The organism is Roseivivax isoporae LMG 25204, assembly GCF_000521865.1.
GTDB lineage: Bacteria > Pseudomonadota > Alphaproteobacteria > Rhodobacterales > Rhodobacteraceae > Roseivivax > Roseivivax isoporae.
In genome coordinates this window covers 64,627-78,190 of record NZ_JAME01000010.1, presented here as the reverse complement: position 1 = coordinate 78,190, position 13,564 = coordinate 64,627, and the positions used below count along the sequence as shown (strand labels likewise).

Here is a 13,564-nt window from a genome sequence, read left to right as displayed (position 1 = left end):
GCAAAGGCAGGACTTCTCTTGGAACCACAGGTGGCGACCGGGTGGGACGCGCGGGCGGATATCGCCCGGCGGCCCCTACAGATCCGCGGGCGGTTCTTCACCGCGGTGGCGCTCCGGCTCGGGGGCGCGCCCGATCAGGGCTTCTACGCCGCGCTCGACGCGCGGCTCGAGCAGACACCGAACTTCTTCGCCGGTGCGCCCCTCGTGGTCGACCTCGAGGGCGCTGAGGGCCTGGCGACGGCCGCGGACATCGCGGCGTTGGCCGACGCGCTCCGTCAGCGCCGCCTGTCGGTCTTCGGCGTGCAGAACGGCACCGCCGCGCAGGAAAAGGCCGCGGCCGAGGCGGGCCTGATCGCGCTCGCGGGCGGCCGCGACGCGCCCCTGCGCGGGGCGTTCAAGCCCGAGGCCGCCGCGCCGGCCGCGCGCACCGCGCGCCCGCCTGTCGACCTCGCGCCGGCCCTGCAGCTGGAACCGGCCCCGGCCCCCGAGCCCGAGCCTGCACCGCAGGTGAACCGCCTGATCACGCGGCCCGTGCGGTCCGGCCAGACCGTCGTGGCCGAGCACGGCGACCTGACGATCGTCGGTCCGGTGTCGTCGGGCGCCGAGCTGATCGCCGCCGGCAACGTGCATGTCTACGGACAGATGCGCGGCCGCGCCATGGCCGGGATCAACGGCGATCTCGAGGCGCGCATCTTCTGCCAGAGCCTCGACGCCGAGCTACTGGCCATCGCCGGGCTCTACCGGACCAGCGACACGCTGGGCCCCGAGCTTCGCAAGTCATCCGTCACGGTCTTCCTCGACGGCGAGCGCCTGTGCGTGGAGCGTCTGGGATGAGGCCGGGACAGCAACAGGAGCAGCCACAAGTGAGCAAAGTCATCGTTGTCACATCCGGCAAGGGCGGCGTGGGCAAGACCACGTCGGCCGCTGCCATCGGCGCGGGTCTCGCGCTGCGCGGCCACAAGACGGTCGTGATCGACTTCGACGTGGGCCTTCGCAACCTCGACATGATCATGGGATGCGAGCGCCGCGTGGTGTTCGATTTCATCAACGTGATCCAGGGCGACGCCAAGCTCAAGCAGGCGCTGATCAAGGACCGCCGCGTGGACACGCTGTCGATCCTGCCGACCTCGCAGACGCGCGACAAGGATGCGCTGACGCAGGAGGGCGTGGAGAAGGTGCTGGGCGAGCTGCGCGAGGAGTTCGACTACATCGTCTGCGACAGCCCCGCCGGCATCGAGCGCGGTGCGCAGCTGGCCATGTACTTCGCCGACGAGGCGATCGTGGTCACCAACCCCGAGGTCTCGTCGGTGCGCGACAGCGACCGCGTGCTCGGGCTGCTGAACAGCCGCACCCGCAAGGCCGAGGAGGACGGCACGATCCCGGCGCACCTCCTGCTCACCCGCTACGACGCCAAGCGCATCGAGAGCGGCGAGATGATGAAGGTGGAGGACGTGCTCGAGATCCTGGCGATCCCGCTTCTCGGCATCGTGCCCGAGAGCACGGCGGTCCTGCGCGCCTCGAATACCGGCACGCCGGTCGTGCACGACGAGACCTCGGGCGCGGGCCGGGCCTACCGCGACGCCGTGGCGCGGCTGGCCGGCGACAGCGTCGAGATGAAGATCGCGGGCGACGAAAAGCCCGGCCTGTTCCAGCGGCTCTTCGGACGGACGGCATGAAGGTGTTCGGCTTCAATTTCGGCGCGCGCAAGTCCTCGTCCGCGGACACCGCGAAGGAGCGCCTCCAGATCCTTCTCGCGCACGAGCGCGGCAGCGGGGCGCCCGGGCCCGACTACCTGCCGCTGCTGCAGCGCGACATCCTCGAGGCGATCGCCCGCCACGTGAAGGTCGACCGCGACGCGGTCGACATCCGCATGGAACGCGATGCGGACCTCTCGAGCCTCGAGATCAACATAGAGCTGCCGAAGCGCGCCGCGGCGCGCTGAGCGGTCCGCGTCCGGCCCCGACCCCGGGGCCGGCGCACATGCGCAATGCCGCGCCGTCCCGCTGTGGACGCGCCGCGTCCGCGCGTTATCCTCAGCGTTTGAGGCCCCCGTCGGGGTCGCGATCGCCAGGGATCATGTTCGTCGTCACGCGTGCCACGCTTCTGAACCCCGCCGTGCTCGAGACGCGCAGCCTGCCGCGCCGGTTCCTCGGGCGCGCGATGCCGCTGCCGCGCCGGGGCGGGGCGGGTCTGTGGGCGCGGCTTCTCTTCGAGGCGCAGTTCCTGCGCTATGTCGGCGCGCTCCTGCCGTTCGTGGCGCCGATGCTGGTCTGGCCGTCGCTGGCCATGCCCATCGCACAGGCGCCGCTCGCCATGGTGGTCGTGTTGGCGGCGGTCGAGATGAAGGTGCTGCGGCTGTCGGACGTGCGCCGCGCGACGCTGATCCCGGCGGACGAGGCGGCGCGGCGCTCCGACCTCTTCGCCTGGCGCGCGCGTGCCTGCCTGCGCCGGATCGCCGCGCGGCAGGGGCTTGAGGAGGGGCGGCTGCACCTCGTGGTCGAGCAGTCGGAACTGGCCCGCGTGCCGCCGCTGACGCTCGTCAGCGTGCAGGCGGCGCATCCCGCGCCGCGGCTTCTCGATCTCGATGACGCCGACCGGGCGGTGCTGGCCGGGCTCTTCGATGCCGACCTGACCGAGCGCGACCTGCATGCGGTGCACCTGCGCGAGGGCGCGTTCCTGCGCGAGGTGCCGCTCGAGGCGCGGTCGGTGTCCGCCCATGCCCGCCTCGCGGCCTGGATCGACCGCGAGGGCGCGCGCGCAGCGCCCGCGGCGGAGGGGGCCTGACATGGGCGTCAACGCGCCCCCCGTCTCGGCCGGCGAGGCGCTCGCGACGCTTGCGGCCGGCTGGGACGCGCAGGCGGCGGGGGTGATGACCGCGTCGTGGATGCTGCACGGCCGGCCCGGCATCGGCAAGACGCAGATCGTGCAGACGCTGGCTGGGCGCCGGGGCGCGCGCCTCTTCGACCTGCGGCTCACGACGATCGAGCCGCAGGACCTGCGCGGGCTGCCCTATTACGACCATGACGCGCGGCGGACCGTCTGGTACCGGCCCGAGGACCTGCCCGACGATCCCGACCGCCCGACGCTTCTGTTCCTCGACGAGCTGACCGCGGCCGATCCCGCCCTTCAGCCCACCGTCTACGGGCTGCTGCAGGAACGCCGCGTGGGCCGGCACGTGCTGCCCGACGGCTGCTTCGTCGTCGCCGCGGGCAACACGGTCGAGGACGGCGCGGTCGCCTACGAGATGGGCAGCGCGCTTTCCGACCGGCTAATCCACCTGAACCTGCGTGCCGATGCGGACGACTGGCTGACCGGCTACGCGGTCGAGGCCGGCATCCACCCGGCAGTCTGCGCGTTCCTGCGTGCCCGGCCGGACCTCTTCGAAACCGGGGAGGCGGCGCTCCGGCGGGGCGAGACCATCGCCTGCACGCCCCGGTCCTGGGAGCGTGTGAGCGCCATCGTCGGCGCGGTGAGGGACCGGCGCCTGCGCGACACCATGGTCGCGGGCACGGTCGGAGAGGCGGCCGCAGCGGAATTCGCCCTCGTGGCCGACGACATCGCGGCCTCCGTCGCGGTCGACGAGATGCTGGCGGCGTCGCGGCGCGACCGGCGCACCCTCTACCCGGACACGCTGCACGGGCTGACCGCGCTGGTCTATGCGCTGGTCGGTGCCGCCGACGCCCGTCGGCTCGACGCGGCGATCGAGGTCATGGCCGACATCCGCCGTCTCGACAGCCCCGCGCAGGCCGCGCTGCCGCTGGCGGAACTCGCCACCTTCGGGTTCGAGCTCCTGATCCGCAAGGCGCTGGACCATGGCTGGCAGGAGGCGTTCGCCCGGTCCGAGGCCTATGCCGATCATGCCCGCGCGCGGCAGGCGGCGGGCCTGCCGTGAGCCATTCGGACCGGGCCCGGCACGCGCTCGCCCGGCTGGCCGAGACCGACCCGGCGCTCGGCGCGCTCGCGCTCTGGTGCCAGCACCGCGACGGCGCGGGGCCGACCGCCACCGCGGGCGAGACCATCCGCTACGGCCCCGAATTCGCGGCGCTGCCGGTGCACGAGCAGGCGGGCCTGGCTGCGCACCACGTCCTGCACGTGGCCCTGCGTCACGCGGCACGGGCCGAGGCGCTGGCCGAGCGGCTCGGCCCGGCTTTCCGCCCCGACCTGTACGCGCTTGCGGCCGACGCCATCGTGAATGACGCGCTCATCCTCGCGGGGCACGCGCTGCCGCGGCCCTGCGTGCGGCTTGTCGAGCTGCTGGAGCGCATGGGTGAGGGTCCGGGCGAGGCGCGAAGCGGCTTGGCCGAGTGGGACGCCGACCGTCTGGCCATGCGGCTTCACCGCGACGCCGCGACGGGGCGTGCCGCGCGCGCGTACGGCGCCGAGCGGCAGTTCACTGTCGACCTCGTGCCGGAGGAGGGAGCGCCGCGCCACAGCGCGGCCGAATGGCGCGGCCATCTCGTGCGTGCGATGGGGGCAGGGCGTCGCGCGGGCGAGGGGATCGGCACGCTCTCGACGATCCTCGCGGACCTCGCACCGCCGCGGGTGCCGTGGGAGCGCCGCCTGCGCGGGGCACTCGCGACCGCGCTCGCGCGACGGCCCGCGCGCACCTTCCGCAGGCCCGCGGGGCGCTGGGTCGCGGCCGAGACCGACGCGGTTGCGCGCGGCGGCCCGGTGCCCGTCTTCGAGCCCGGCCGCCAGCGTCGCACCCGCCGACCGCGGGTCGTCGTCGGCCTCGACACTTCGGCCTCGATCGACCCGCATACCCTGCAGCTGTTCCTGTCCGAGGCGTCGGGGATCGCGCGGCGCACGGGGGCCGAGGCACACCTTCTGGCCTTCGACGAGGAGGTGCACGCCGCACGCCGCCTCGACCATGGCGCGGATGCGCTGTTGCGCGACCTCGACCTGCGGACGGGCGGGGGGACATCCTTCGTTGATCTCGGCCTGCGCGCCGGCGCGCTGCGGCCGTCGGTGCTGGTCGTTCTGACCGATCTCGACGGCACCTTCGGTCCGCCGCCGGGGTGCCCGGTCCTGTGGGCGGTGCCAGGGGATCCGCCGGCGCCGCCCTATGGCCGCGTGCTGCGCCTCGATCCGCTGTGACGGATCCCGGTCAGGCGGCCAGGCCGGACGAGGTGAGCGAGGTCACGAGGACCGTCACCTTCATCAGCCCGAGGTGACCGGTCGCCGCGATCTCCTCGGGGGTCTGCCAGCCCAGCAGGGCATGTGGCGTCGACATGAACGTGCCCGCCTCGTCGGCGCCGAGACGTGCCTCGACAAGTTCGTTCAGCCGGGCGCGCGCTTCCGCAGTCTTCTGGATCATGTCGTCTCTCCGAGATTCGTGCAGGGGCTCCGCTGCAACTATTACGTGCAACGGCGCGCGGAGTCACGCTGCATGGCAGCAAAACGGGCCGCGCGGCAAAGCGTTCCGGGATAAGCGGTCTGTTAAGGCAGATGGGCTAATCCGGTGGCACTTTCTGGCCAGAGGAGCGGGACGTGCAGACAGGCTCTCAGGGGGTGCAGGACCATCACGGGAACGACCTGCCGGGGCTTTTCGGCGCGGGCCAGGCCGGTCCGGACCGCCGGGCGGATCCGTTCGCGCGGAGCCTGTCCCCGGACGCGGCGTCGGCCGCGGATCTCGCCGATCGCATCGAACGGCTCGGTGACCGGTTCGAGCGGCTCGAATTCTCGCTGCTGCAGGCGGGTCCGCCGCGCGACGAGGTGGCCGAGATGCTCGCCCACCTCGACGACCGGATGGGCCGGCTCGAACGCCAGCTCGAGGCGATGGCAGCCGCGCGCCGGATCGCCCCGGATGCCGCGCCGCTCGCGGCCGCGCTGCAGGCGCTCGCTGCCGACCGCGACGCCGCGCGCCTTCTGGTGACCCGGCAGGAGGACGGGGTGGCCGAGGCCGATCGTCTCGTCGCGTCCCTGCGCCTCGCGTTGGCGGACCTGCCGGCGCACCCTGCGGATCACGGGCCGGCGATCGTCGCGCTGCGCGACGCGGTCGACGAGCTGCCCGGGGCACTGGCCTGCCGGTTCCAGGAGGTTTCACGCGATATCAATGATCTGCGGGGCGACATCGCGGCATTGCGCGAGCGGCAGGGCGACGCGGAGCCGGCCTGGTCGGCGGCCCTCGCAAGCGCTCTTTCCGACATGTCGGCGGCGGCGCTGCCCGCCCTCGGGGACAGGGTCGAGGCCGCGCTCGGCGCCCTCTCGGGACGCATCGACCGGCTTGCGACGCGGCCCGACCCGGTGCTGGACCTCACCGCGCAACGGCAGGGCTTCGCCCGCTTCAACGCCGCCGCGGGCATCTTCCTGCGCCGCCTCGAGGCGCTCGTGGCGAGCCTCGCAGGCGAATATGTCCGGCTCGCCGCGCGGATCGAGGAGGCTGCGGCCCCGGTTCAGACGATCGGTGACCCGGAGGCCGCGACCGACGCTCCGCCCGCGGCGCTCCTGACGTCGCTCGCGGCACTGGCCGATGCGAATGCCCGCCTGGCCGCGCTCGCACAGGGCGCGCCCGCCGATCACGATCGCCGGATGGACGCGGCCCTGCGCACGCTGCGCTGCGATCTGGCCGAGGCGCTCGCCGACGCGGTGCGACACGCGGAATGACGCGGAAGACGTTCGGATTGTTGGAAAATTCCCTGCCGATCCTGACTCGGTTCACGCCGGCTTAAAGGGTTTCGCACTAATCTGGGCGGGCTGCCGCAGGGGCGGCCCTGCATTCACAGAAGGAACCTGTTCATGGCAATCGAAAAAAGCGTCGCCTCGGCCTCCATCGCCGAAGTGGTCGACCGTATCCTCGACAAGGGCGTCGTGATCGACGCCTTCGTGCGGGTCTCGCTGGTCGGCATCGAACTGATCGCGATCGAGGTGCGCGCGGTCGTCGCGTCGATCGAAAGCTGGCTCAAATACGCCGAGGCCGTGGGCCTCACGGTCGATCCCGCGACGGCCTGATCCTGCGACGCCCGGGTGCCCGGCCGACCGGCCGGGCAGACCTGCCCGGCACGGGGCGCGGCCGCCTGCACGCGGCGCCGCACAGGCGGTGCGGCAGGGCGTGGCCGGGGTGCAACAACGCAGTCACGGCTCCAAAGATACAACTTTGACGAGAGTTTTCCGGATCGCGTCCCGCCACGTGCCGCGATGCGGCTGGCGATCAGGCGGGCGCCTCGGTCTCGAGGATGTGGTGTGCCATGTCCGCGATGTCGGTGGCGAGCGGCCGGTCGGTTACCAGGGCCGGGCTGATCCCGCGCACCCTGCGCCGGAGCGCCTCTGCCGCCGGCGAGAACCCGTCCGTGCCTGCGTCGCGGCAGAGCTCGATCGCCTGTGCCACCGCGAGCGACAGGATCGCCACGACCTCTGCCGCGCGGTTGCTTGCATCGCGCGCATGGCGCGCGGCGATGGTGCCCATGGATACCACGTCCTGGTTCGCCCCGTTGGTCGAGATCGACTGCGGGCTGGCTGCGCCCACGCTGCGCATCTCCGCGACGAGCGCCGTCGCGCTGACCTGCGCCCCCATGAACCCCGAGTTGAGACCTGCCCGCCCCCGGTGCAGGAAGGCCGGCAAGCCGCCGTTCAGCCGTTCGTCGGTCAGCCGCGCCATCTGCCGCTCCGCGAGGCCCGCGAGCACCCTCAGCGCATTGGCGAGCGCGTCCGAGGCGAGGCCCACGTGCTGGCCCATGAAGTTCCCGCCATGCAGTGCCGGCGCCTCGCCGGTTTCGGGAAAGATCGGGTTGTCGGTCACCGAATTGAGCTCGGTCTCGACGAGGCGGTCATGCCAGGCGAGGCTGTCGAGCACGGCGCCGATCACCTGCGGCGCGCAGCGCAGGGTGTAGGCGTCCTGCGCGATACCCTCGGGCGGCCTCTCGGGCGCGGTGTCGAGCCGGCGCGCGGCGATCGGCACCTCGACCACCCGGCGGCTGCCGCCGAGACGGGCGCGCAGCACGCTGGCGGCAAGCCGCTGGCCCTCGTGCGGACGAAGCTCGGCGAAGGCAGGATGCCATGCCTCGGACCTCCCTCCCAGCACCTCGGCCAGTGCGGCGGTGAGGGCGAGCGCCCAGAGCACGAGGCGACGCGACGTCTGCGCGCTGCGCAGGGCAAGCGCTGTCATCGCCGAGGTTCCATTGACGAGCGCGAGCCCGTCCCGTCCGCCGAGGTCGAGGGGCGCCATGCCGATCCGGGCAAGCGCCGCGTCGGGCGGCACGACCGTGCCGCAGCGGTCGAGAAACGCGCCGCGCCCCTGCAGGCAGAGCACCATGTGGGCGAGCGGCGTCAGGTCGCCCGAGGCGCCGACAGTGCCGCGTTCCGGGATGGCCGGCGCGAGGTCCGAACCCAGCACCGCGAGAAGTGCGGCGATGGTGCGCGTCGAGGCGCCCGACATCCCCCGCGCGATCGAGGCGAGCCGTGCTAGGACCACCGCGCGGCCGGTCGCCCAGTCGAAGGGCGCGCCGGTGCCGGTGGCCAGGTGATGCACGAGGTTCTGCTGCAGCGCCATTGCATCTGCCGGTGCGACAAGGCGGTCCGCGAGGGGGCCGTAGCCGGTGGTCAACCCGTAGACGTGCCGGCGCTCGGCAATCACGCGTTCGAGGCGCGCCTCGGCCGCACGACACCGGGCCGTCGCCGCCGCGCCGAAGACCGGTCGCAGCCGACCTTCTGCGATGGCATTCGCCAGCGCGAGATCAAGCGGCACGGAAAAGTCGAAGACGGGGGGGTCGGGGTCGAGGTCGCGCGCCATTCTGGCCTCCCGCGTGCCGGGTTTCGGTGCCGCCCTTGGCGGAGAACAAGTCGTCAGATGGTGCGCCCGAGGGGGCCGAGATCGAGCGAGAGGTCCCCGGGCGACAGGCCGAACCGATCGGCGAGGGTGTGGATCGCCGTCTCGGCCCGCATGAGCGTCTTGCCGAGACGCTCCTGCTCCTCCTCACTCAACTGCCCGGCCTCCAGCCGGCGGATCGCCTGCAGCTCCATCAGCTGCCGCAGGAATTCCATCAGCCCGAGAAGGAGGCGGGCGAGATCCTGTTCCACCGTCTCGGGGTCGATCCTGACGCGGCCATCGGCGTCGCCAGAACGTGCGAGAAGATCGAGGACTGCGTCCGCGGCGGACAGGCCCTGGTTCGCGATCATGCCGCACGGTCCGCGAAGGAGAGCGCAAACACGGGGAGCGGCCCTGCGAGCGTGAGCCGCCAGCCGGCGAGGGCAGGCTCGTCTGCCTGCCGGAGGTGCGCCAGCAGCTCGACCATCTGCGCCTGCAGGATGTCGCGCCGCGCCACGAGGTCCAGCGCGAGGCCCCTCGGCCATGCTCGCACGGAGATGTCCTGCCCCGCGCGCCCGCGCAGTGCCTGTGCCGCAGCAGCGCGGCGGCGGGCGCGGTCCGCCTGCACGCGGGTCCGGAGCGAAAGCCACGCGGCCCCCGACGTGGCCTCGGATGCGGGCGCAGGGTCGGGCGGAGCGACGGCGAGCAAGGTTGCCTGCGCCATGCCGCGCACAGCGTCGATCCGGTCCGGCAGGGCGTGCCCCTCCGCCGTGGCCCAGGCATGTGCGGCGTCCGGCGAGCGCTCGAGCGTCGGGGCAAGCGGCAGGAACGCGGCGCAGGAGACCGCGCAGGCGGACTGGAGGCGAAGCCGTGCGGCGGATGTGGCCGCGTGCCGGGCCGGCGCCGTCACAAGCGTGCCGGCCGGTCCGGGCAACGCCGCACACGGCTCCGGCGGGATCGACGCGCGGTCCGTCCATCCGAGCGCGATCATGCGGCAGCCCCTGCGCGCGCCGCGTTCATCCTGTCGGGCGTAGAGAGCACGAGGTCGATGCCGAGGAACACGAGATCGACGCCCGCCACCGTGAGCCACGCCTCGCCCCGGATGACCACGCCATGGTCGAGGAGGCTGTCGACAAGATCCACCAGCCGATCCCGGTGATCCGCGCCCATGTCCTCCGGGTCGAGGAGGGCGACATCGAGCGGTTCAGCCATGACACGGCTCCTCTCTCAGGAAGGAATGCGGGGGGAGCGGGCCGACGAGGGCGATCCGTGCGCCGAGCGCCGCCGCGTCGCCGGCGACACCGGCCACCAGGGCGACGAGGTCGCGGACGCGGTCCCGTCGCAGGAGAAGCGCGGTACGGCGGGCCGCGCCGGCGCGGCCCGGCAGGTCGTGCCGCGCCTCCACGATCCCTCCGAGACGAATGTCGAGCGCGGCCAGGAGCTCGGACCTGCGCGCATCCAGGTCCGACGCGCGGGAACGGTGGCGCGCCCGTCGGTGCAGGAACTCGCTGCCGCTGCAGGAAGGCTCCGCCGAACGGACCGCGCTCTTCGCGACGTCGGTGATGTCGAGCCGGCACTCGACCCGTGCCGCGACGCTGGCGAGCCCGGCGCAAAGGGAGCCGGCATGCCTCTCCACGTGACGGACAAGCGCCGCCATGTCCGAGAAGATGGCGCCGAGCGCCACGGGCATGACGTCGCCGACAGCGATGCAGGCGGACAGCAGGTGATCCTGCCGGAGCGCCCAGGCGGTGAGCGTCACCTCGTCCGCAAGCGCGTCCCGGTCGACCCCGAGCGCCAGGGCCGTCATGCCACCCGCGGGCAGGCGGGCGTGATCGGGCGCGTCCGTCGGCGCCGGGGCCTCCCGCGGCACGAGCCCCACGAGGACGACCGCGCTCATGCCACCCTCCGGGCGGTGTCAGAGGATTCGGCGCGCGCCTCGGTCCAGAGGGTCGCGCAGAACAGCGGACCGTCGCGCCAGCTCGCGGCAAGCGCGGTGGCGGCGATCTCCGCGGCCGTGCTGATCGCCGCCTGCGCCCCGGGATCGGCACGGAGGGCGGCGCGACGTGCGCTCCCGAGGTCCTCGGCGCGGGCATCGGGCGGCAGTCCGAAGCGGCGCAATGCGGCGTTCACCGCGCGGGCGGGCAGGCGGGCGAGCCCGACGCTGGCGAAGGAGACGGCCGGCGCAGGGCCGATCCTGCGGATCCGCAACGCGCCGCCTCCGAGCCGGTCGATGTCCTCGAGCACCGCGTCGAGCGTGTCGATCTCTGCCGGATTGATCAGCAGAACGTGGTTCGCGATCACGCCGGAGGCGACAGGCAGCGCGATGCGGTCGAACCCGGGGCCCGCGAGCCGCGTGGCGATCGCCGCGCGCAGGGGCGGCGGGACGTCGTCCGGGGCCAGGCCGTCCGGCGCGGCCACAGTCACCTGGAACTGGACGCGGCCGGCGACGCGCTCCAGCGGAGGCAAAAGCACGGCCGCGTTGCCGCAAAGTGTGGCGCCGACGAGGGCTTCGGGAAGCCGGGTGCCCGGCAGCGCGGGCAGGACGGTTCCGTGCACCATCAGCGCCTCGAGCCGCCGCATATGGCGCGCGGCGGCCCCGAGGGCGGCCCGGCGTCCCGCGAGCAGCCGGCGCGCGGGCGGCGCCAGCACGGCCTCGAGCGCCCCCTCGCGTCGGATCTCGATCCCGTCCTCTCTGGGGTAGGGCAGCCCGGCGTGCCGGACGGCGATCAGCTCACGCGTGGTCATCGGTGGGACTCCCCGTTGATAAAATCCTGACGGCGCAGCGCCTCGGCTGCCGCGATGCGGGCGCAGGCCGCCACGAGGTCCTCCCGCGTGAGGCAGGGCTCCGTCTCGCCGGACAGAAGGGCGCGCTCGAGCGCGCCCAGCGCCGCCATGTCGACCAGGCCCGCGAGGTCCGCGCCGCTGAAGCCGCCGGTCATCTCGGCGAGCTCCGCCAGGTTCACGTCCGGCGCCACGGGTCGGTCTTTGAGGTGCACGGAAAGGATCGCGGCCCGCGCCCCCATGTCGGGCAACGGCACGGGAACGACGAGGTCGAAACGACCGGGACGTGTGAGCGCGGAGTCGATGGCACCGGCGCGGTTCGTGGCCGCCAGCACCACGACGCCGCGCGTGACGGACACGGCGTCGAACTCGGTCAGGAGCTGCGCGACGATGCGGTCGTGCACCTCGCCACCGCCGCCGCGGCGCGGCGCGAGGGCGTCAAACTCGTCGAAGAAGAGGAGGGTGGGCGCGGTCGCCCGGGCGGTCGCGAAGACCTCGGCGATCGCCCGTTCCGCCTCGCCGAAATAGCGCGACAGGATGCGCGGCGGCCGCACGGCGATCACGTTCATGCCGGCCTCCGCCGCCAGCGCGCGCGCGAGCAGCGTCTTGCCGGTGCCGGGTGGACCCGACAAGAGTATGCCGCGCGCGGGGGCTACCCGCAGGCGGTCATGGAGCACGGTGTGCCGCAGGGGGCGCAGGACGGCCAGTTCCAGCGCGGCCTTCGCCGCGTCGAGGCCGCCCACGTCCCGCCAGGCGACCGGCGGCAGGTCGGGACCTGCACCGCGAAGGGCGCTCGGCCCTGTGACGGCGAGGCCGTGATCGAGATCGGCCGCGGTGATGCGCAGGTTCTCCGCGCGGACATGTGCCTCTCCGCCCGCCTCGCGGGAGGCGCGCGCGAGGGCGGCAACCGCGGCCTCGCGCGCAAGGGACGCGAGATCCGCCCCCACATAGCCGTGGGTCACCGCCGCGAGCCGCTCCAGGTCCGCGTCGGGCCCGAGCGGCGCGCGCGCGAGGTGGACCGCGAGGATGTCACGGCGCTGCGACGGCTGCGGCGGGCGAAAGACGATCTCTCGGTCGAAGCGGCCGGGACGGCGCAGCGCGGGATCGAGCGCATCGGGCTGGTTGGTCGCGGCCATCACGATGACCCGTCCGCGATCCGAGAGGCCGTCCATCAGTGTCAGGAGCTGCGCCACGATGCGCCGCTCCACCTGGCGGTCGCCGGACAGGGAGGCGCGCGCCGGCGCGATGGCGTCGATCTCGTCGATGAAGATGATGGCGGGCGTGGCCCGTTGCGCGGCGGTGAAGGTCCTGCGCAGCGCCGCCTCGCTGTCGCCGTAGTGCTTCGAGACGATCTCGGGGCCGTCGATCTGGAAGAAGGCCGCGCGCGTCCGCGCCGCGACCGCGCGGGCGAGCAGCGTCTTTCCGGACCCGGGCGGTCCGGCAAACAGCACGCCGCGCGGCGCCTCGATCCCGAGGGCTGCGTAAAGGTCGGGCCGCGTGAGGGGGGCAGCCACCATCTCGTGAACGCGCGCGATCTCCTCGGACATGCCGCCGATGCCGTCATAGGCGGGCGCCGTCGTCTCGACCGACAGGGCAGTGGCGTCATCCACGACACCCGCCGGTCCCGGCGTCGTCGCGATCACCTCTGCGGCGGAGGCTCGGGCGGCGGGCAGGGTCAGCGTGATCCGGTCGCCGAGGGTGAGCGCCATGTCGAAGAGAGCGTCCTTGATGTCCGCGTGCGCGGCGGTGCCGCCATCGATGCGGAGCGCCAGCGTCTGGAGGGGCGGAAGGGAGGCCGGAGCGATCGCCACCGTGTCGCCGGTGCCGAGACCCGCGTTGCCCGCGAGGATCGGGTCGAGTTCCGCCACGTCCTCGGGCAGCGCCGCGGGCACCACCCGACCGTGCGTCGCGCGCGCACCTCCTGCGGCTGCCGAGACACGAACCGTCTCGCCCGGTGCGAGGCCGAACAGGGCGAGGCGAGAGCGCGCCAGCCGGACGAGCCCGCGCCCGCCGCGCTCGCCGATCGTGGTTGTCAAGGCG

Annotated in this window: 16 protein-coding genes; 8 read left to right on the top strand and 8 right to left on the bottom strand. The window is 73.4% G+C overall.

All coding sequences use genetic code 11. The annotated features are described in order from the left end of the window. Nucleotides 1–18: 18 nt before the first annotated feature. From minC to RISW2_RS08425, 6 genes are all read left to right on the top strand, one after another. Nucleotides 19–834: a septum site-determining protein MinC gene (gene minC / locus RISW2_RS08450; RefSeq protein ID WP_244437530.1), complete on the top strand. Its 816-nt coding sequence runs from the start codon at nucleotides 19–21 to the stop codon at nucleotides 832–834. Continuing rightward, nucleotides 831–1,676, top strand: coding sequence for a septum site-determining protein MinD (minD, locus tag RISW2_RS08445; RefSeq protein WP_043769079.1), 846 nt, complete (start codon nucleotides 831–833; stop codon nucleotides 1,674–1,676). Before minC ends, minD begins: the two co-directional genes overlap by 4 nt. Continuing rightward, nucleotides 1,673–1,942, top strand: coding sequence for a cell division topological specificity factor MinE (gene minE / locus RISW2_RS08440; protein WP_211238684.1), 270 nt, complete (start codon nucleotides 1,673–1,675; stop codon nucleotides 1,940–1,942). Before minD ends, minE begins: the two co-directional genes overlap by 4 nt. Before the next feature lie 134 nt (nucleotides 1,943–2,076). Then, nucleotides 2,077–2,784: a hypothetical protein gene (locus RISW2_RS08435; protein WP_051491877.1), complete on the top strand. Its 708-nt coding sequence runs from the start codon at nucleotides 2,077–2,079 to the stop codon at nucleotides 2,782–2,784. Between the two features lies 1 nt (nucleotide 2,785). Beyond that, nucleotides 2,786–3,892 carry an AAA family ATPase gene (locus tag RISW2_RS08430; protein ID WP_043769077.1) on the top strand — a complete coding sequence of 369 codons (1,107 nt, stop codon included), beginning with the start codon at nucleotides 2,786–2,788 and terminating at the stop codon, nucleotides 3,890–3,892. Next, the gene (locus RISW2_RS08425; protein ID WP_043769075.1) at nucleotides 3,889–5,097 is read left to right on the top strand and encodes a vWA domain-containing protein; all 1,209 of its coding nucleotides are present in this window, start codon (nucleotides 3,889–3,891) and stop codon (nucleotides 5,095–5,097) included. The genes RISW2_RS08430 and RISW2_RS08425 overlap by 4 nt, the downstream gene beginning before the upstream one ends. Before the next feature lie 10 nt (nucleotides 5,098–5,107). Here the strand turns inward: RISW2_RS08425 and RISW2_RS08420 are convergent, their stop codons facing one another. Beyond that, complete coding sequence (locus RISW2_RS08420) at nucleotides 5,108–5,317, bottom strand: hypothetical protein (protein ID WP_043769073.1); 210 nt, start codon at nucleotides 5,315–5,317, stop codon at nucleotides 5,108–5,110. 173 nt (nucleotides 5,318–5,490) lie between these two features. Between RISW2_RS08420 and RISW2_RS24530 the strand changes: the two genes are divergently transcribed. Together RISW2_RS24530 and gvpA are read left to right on the top strand one after the other, a co-directional pair. Next, nucleotides 5,491–6,606, top strand: a complete 1,116-nt coding sequence (locus RISW2_RS24530) for a hypothetical protein (RefSeq protein WP_156943802.1) — start codon at nucleotides 5,491–5,493, stop codon at nucleotides 6,604–6,606. Nucleotides 6,607–6,738: 132 nt separating this feature from the next. Next, nucleotides 6,739–6,951, top strand: a complete 213-nt coding sequence (gvpA, locus tag RISW2_RS08410; RefSeq protein WP_043769069.1) for a gas vesicle structural protein GvpA — start codon at nucleotides 6,739–6,741, stop codon at nucleotides 6,949–6,951. A 199-nt stretch (nucleotides 6,952–7,150) separates the two neighbouring features. Here gvpA and RISW2_RS08405 read toward each other — a convergent pair whose 3' ends face one another. The 7 genes from RISW2_RS08405 to RISW2_RS08375 are packed head-to-tail and all read right to left on the bottom strand — an operon-like array spanning nucleotide 7,151 to nucleotide 13,560. After that, entirely contained in the window at nucleotides 7,151–8,728 is a 1,578-nt protein-coding gene (locus RISW2_RS08405; protein ID WP_051491876.1) for an HAL/PAL/TAL family ammonia-lyase, read from the bottom strand. 53 nt (nucleotides 8,729–8,781) lie between these two features. After that, entirely contained in the window at nucleotides 8,782–9,114 is a 333-nt protein-coding gene (locus RISW2_RS08400) for a gas vesicle protein K (RefSeq protein WP_043769067.1), read from the bottom strand. After that, entirely contained in the window at nucleotides 9,111–9,734 is a 624-nt protein-coding gene (locus RISW2_RS08395; RefSeq protein WP_043769065.1) for a hypothetical protein, read from the bottom strand. Before RISW2_RS08395 ends, RISW2_RS08400 begins: the two co-directional genes overlap by 4 nt. After that, entirely contained in the window at nucleotides 9,731–9,955 is a 225-nt protein-coding gene (locus RISW2_RS08390; protein ID WP_084615297.1) for a gas vesicle protein, read from the bottom strand. The genes RISW2_RS08395 and RISW2_RS08390 overlap by 4 nt, the downstream gene beginning before the upstream one ends. Continuing rightward, entirely contained in the window at nucleotides 9,948–10,640 is a 693-nt protein-coding gene (locus RISW2_RS23460; RefSeq protein ID WP_051491875.1) for a GvpL/GvpF family gas vesicle protein, read from the bottom strand. The genes RISW2_RS08390 and RISW2_RS23460 overlap by 8 nt, the downstream gene beginning before the upstream one ends. Further along, nucleotides 10,637–11,488: a GvpL/GvpF family gas vesicle protein gene (locus tag RISW2_RS08380; RefSeq protein WP_051491874.1), complete on the bottom strand. Its 852-nt coding sequence runs from the start codon at nucleotides 11,486–11,488 to the stop codon at nucleotides 10,637–10,639. The genes RISW2_RS23460 and RISW2_RS08380 overlap by 4 nt, the downstream gene beginning before the upstream one ends. Beyond that, nucleotides 11,485–13,560, bottom strand: coding sequence for an AAA family ATPase (locus tag RISW2_RS08375; protein WP_043769190.1), 2,076 nt, complete (start codon nucleotides 13,558–13,560; stop codon nucleotides 11,485–11,487). The genes RISW2_RS08380 and RISW2_RS08375 overlap by 4 nt, the downstream gene beginning before the upstream one ends. Nucleotides 13,561–13,564: the final 4 nt, after the last annotated feature.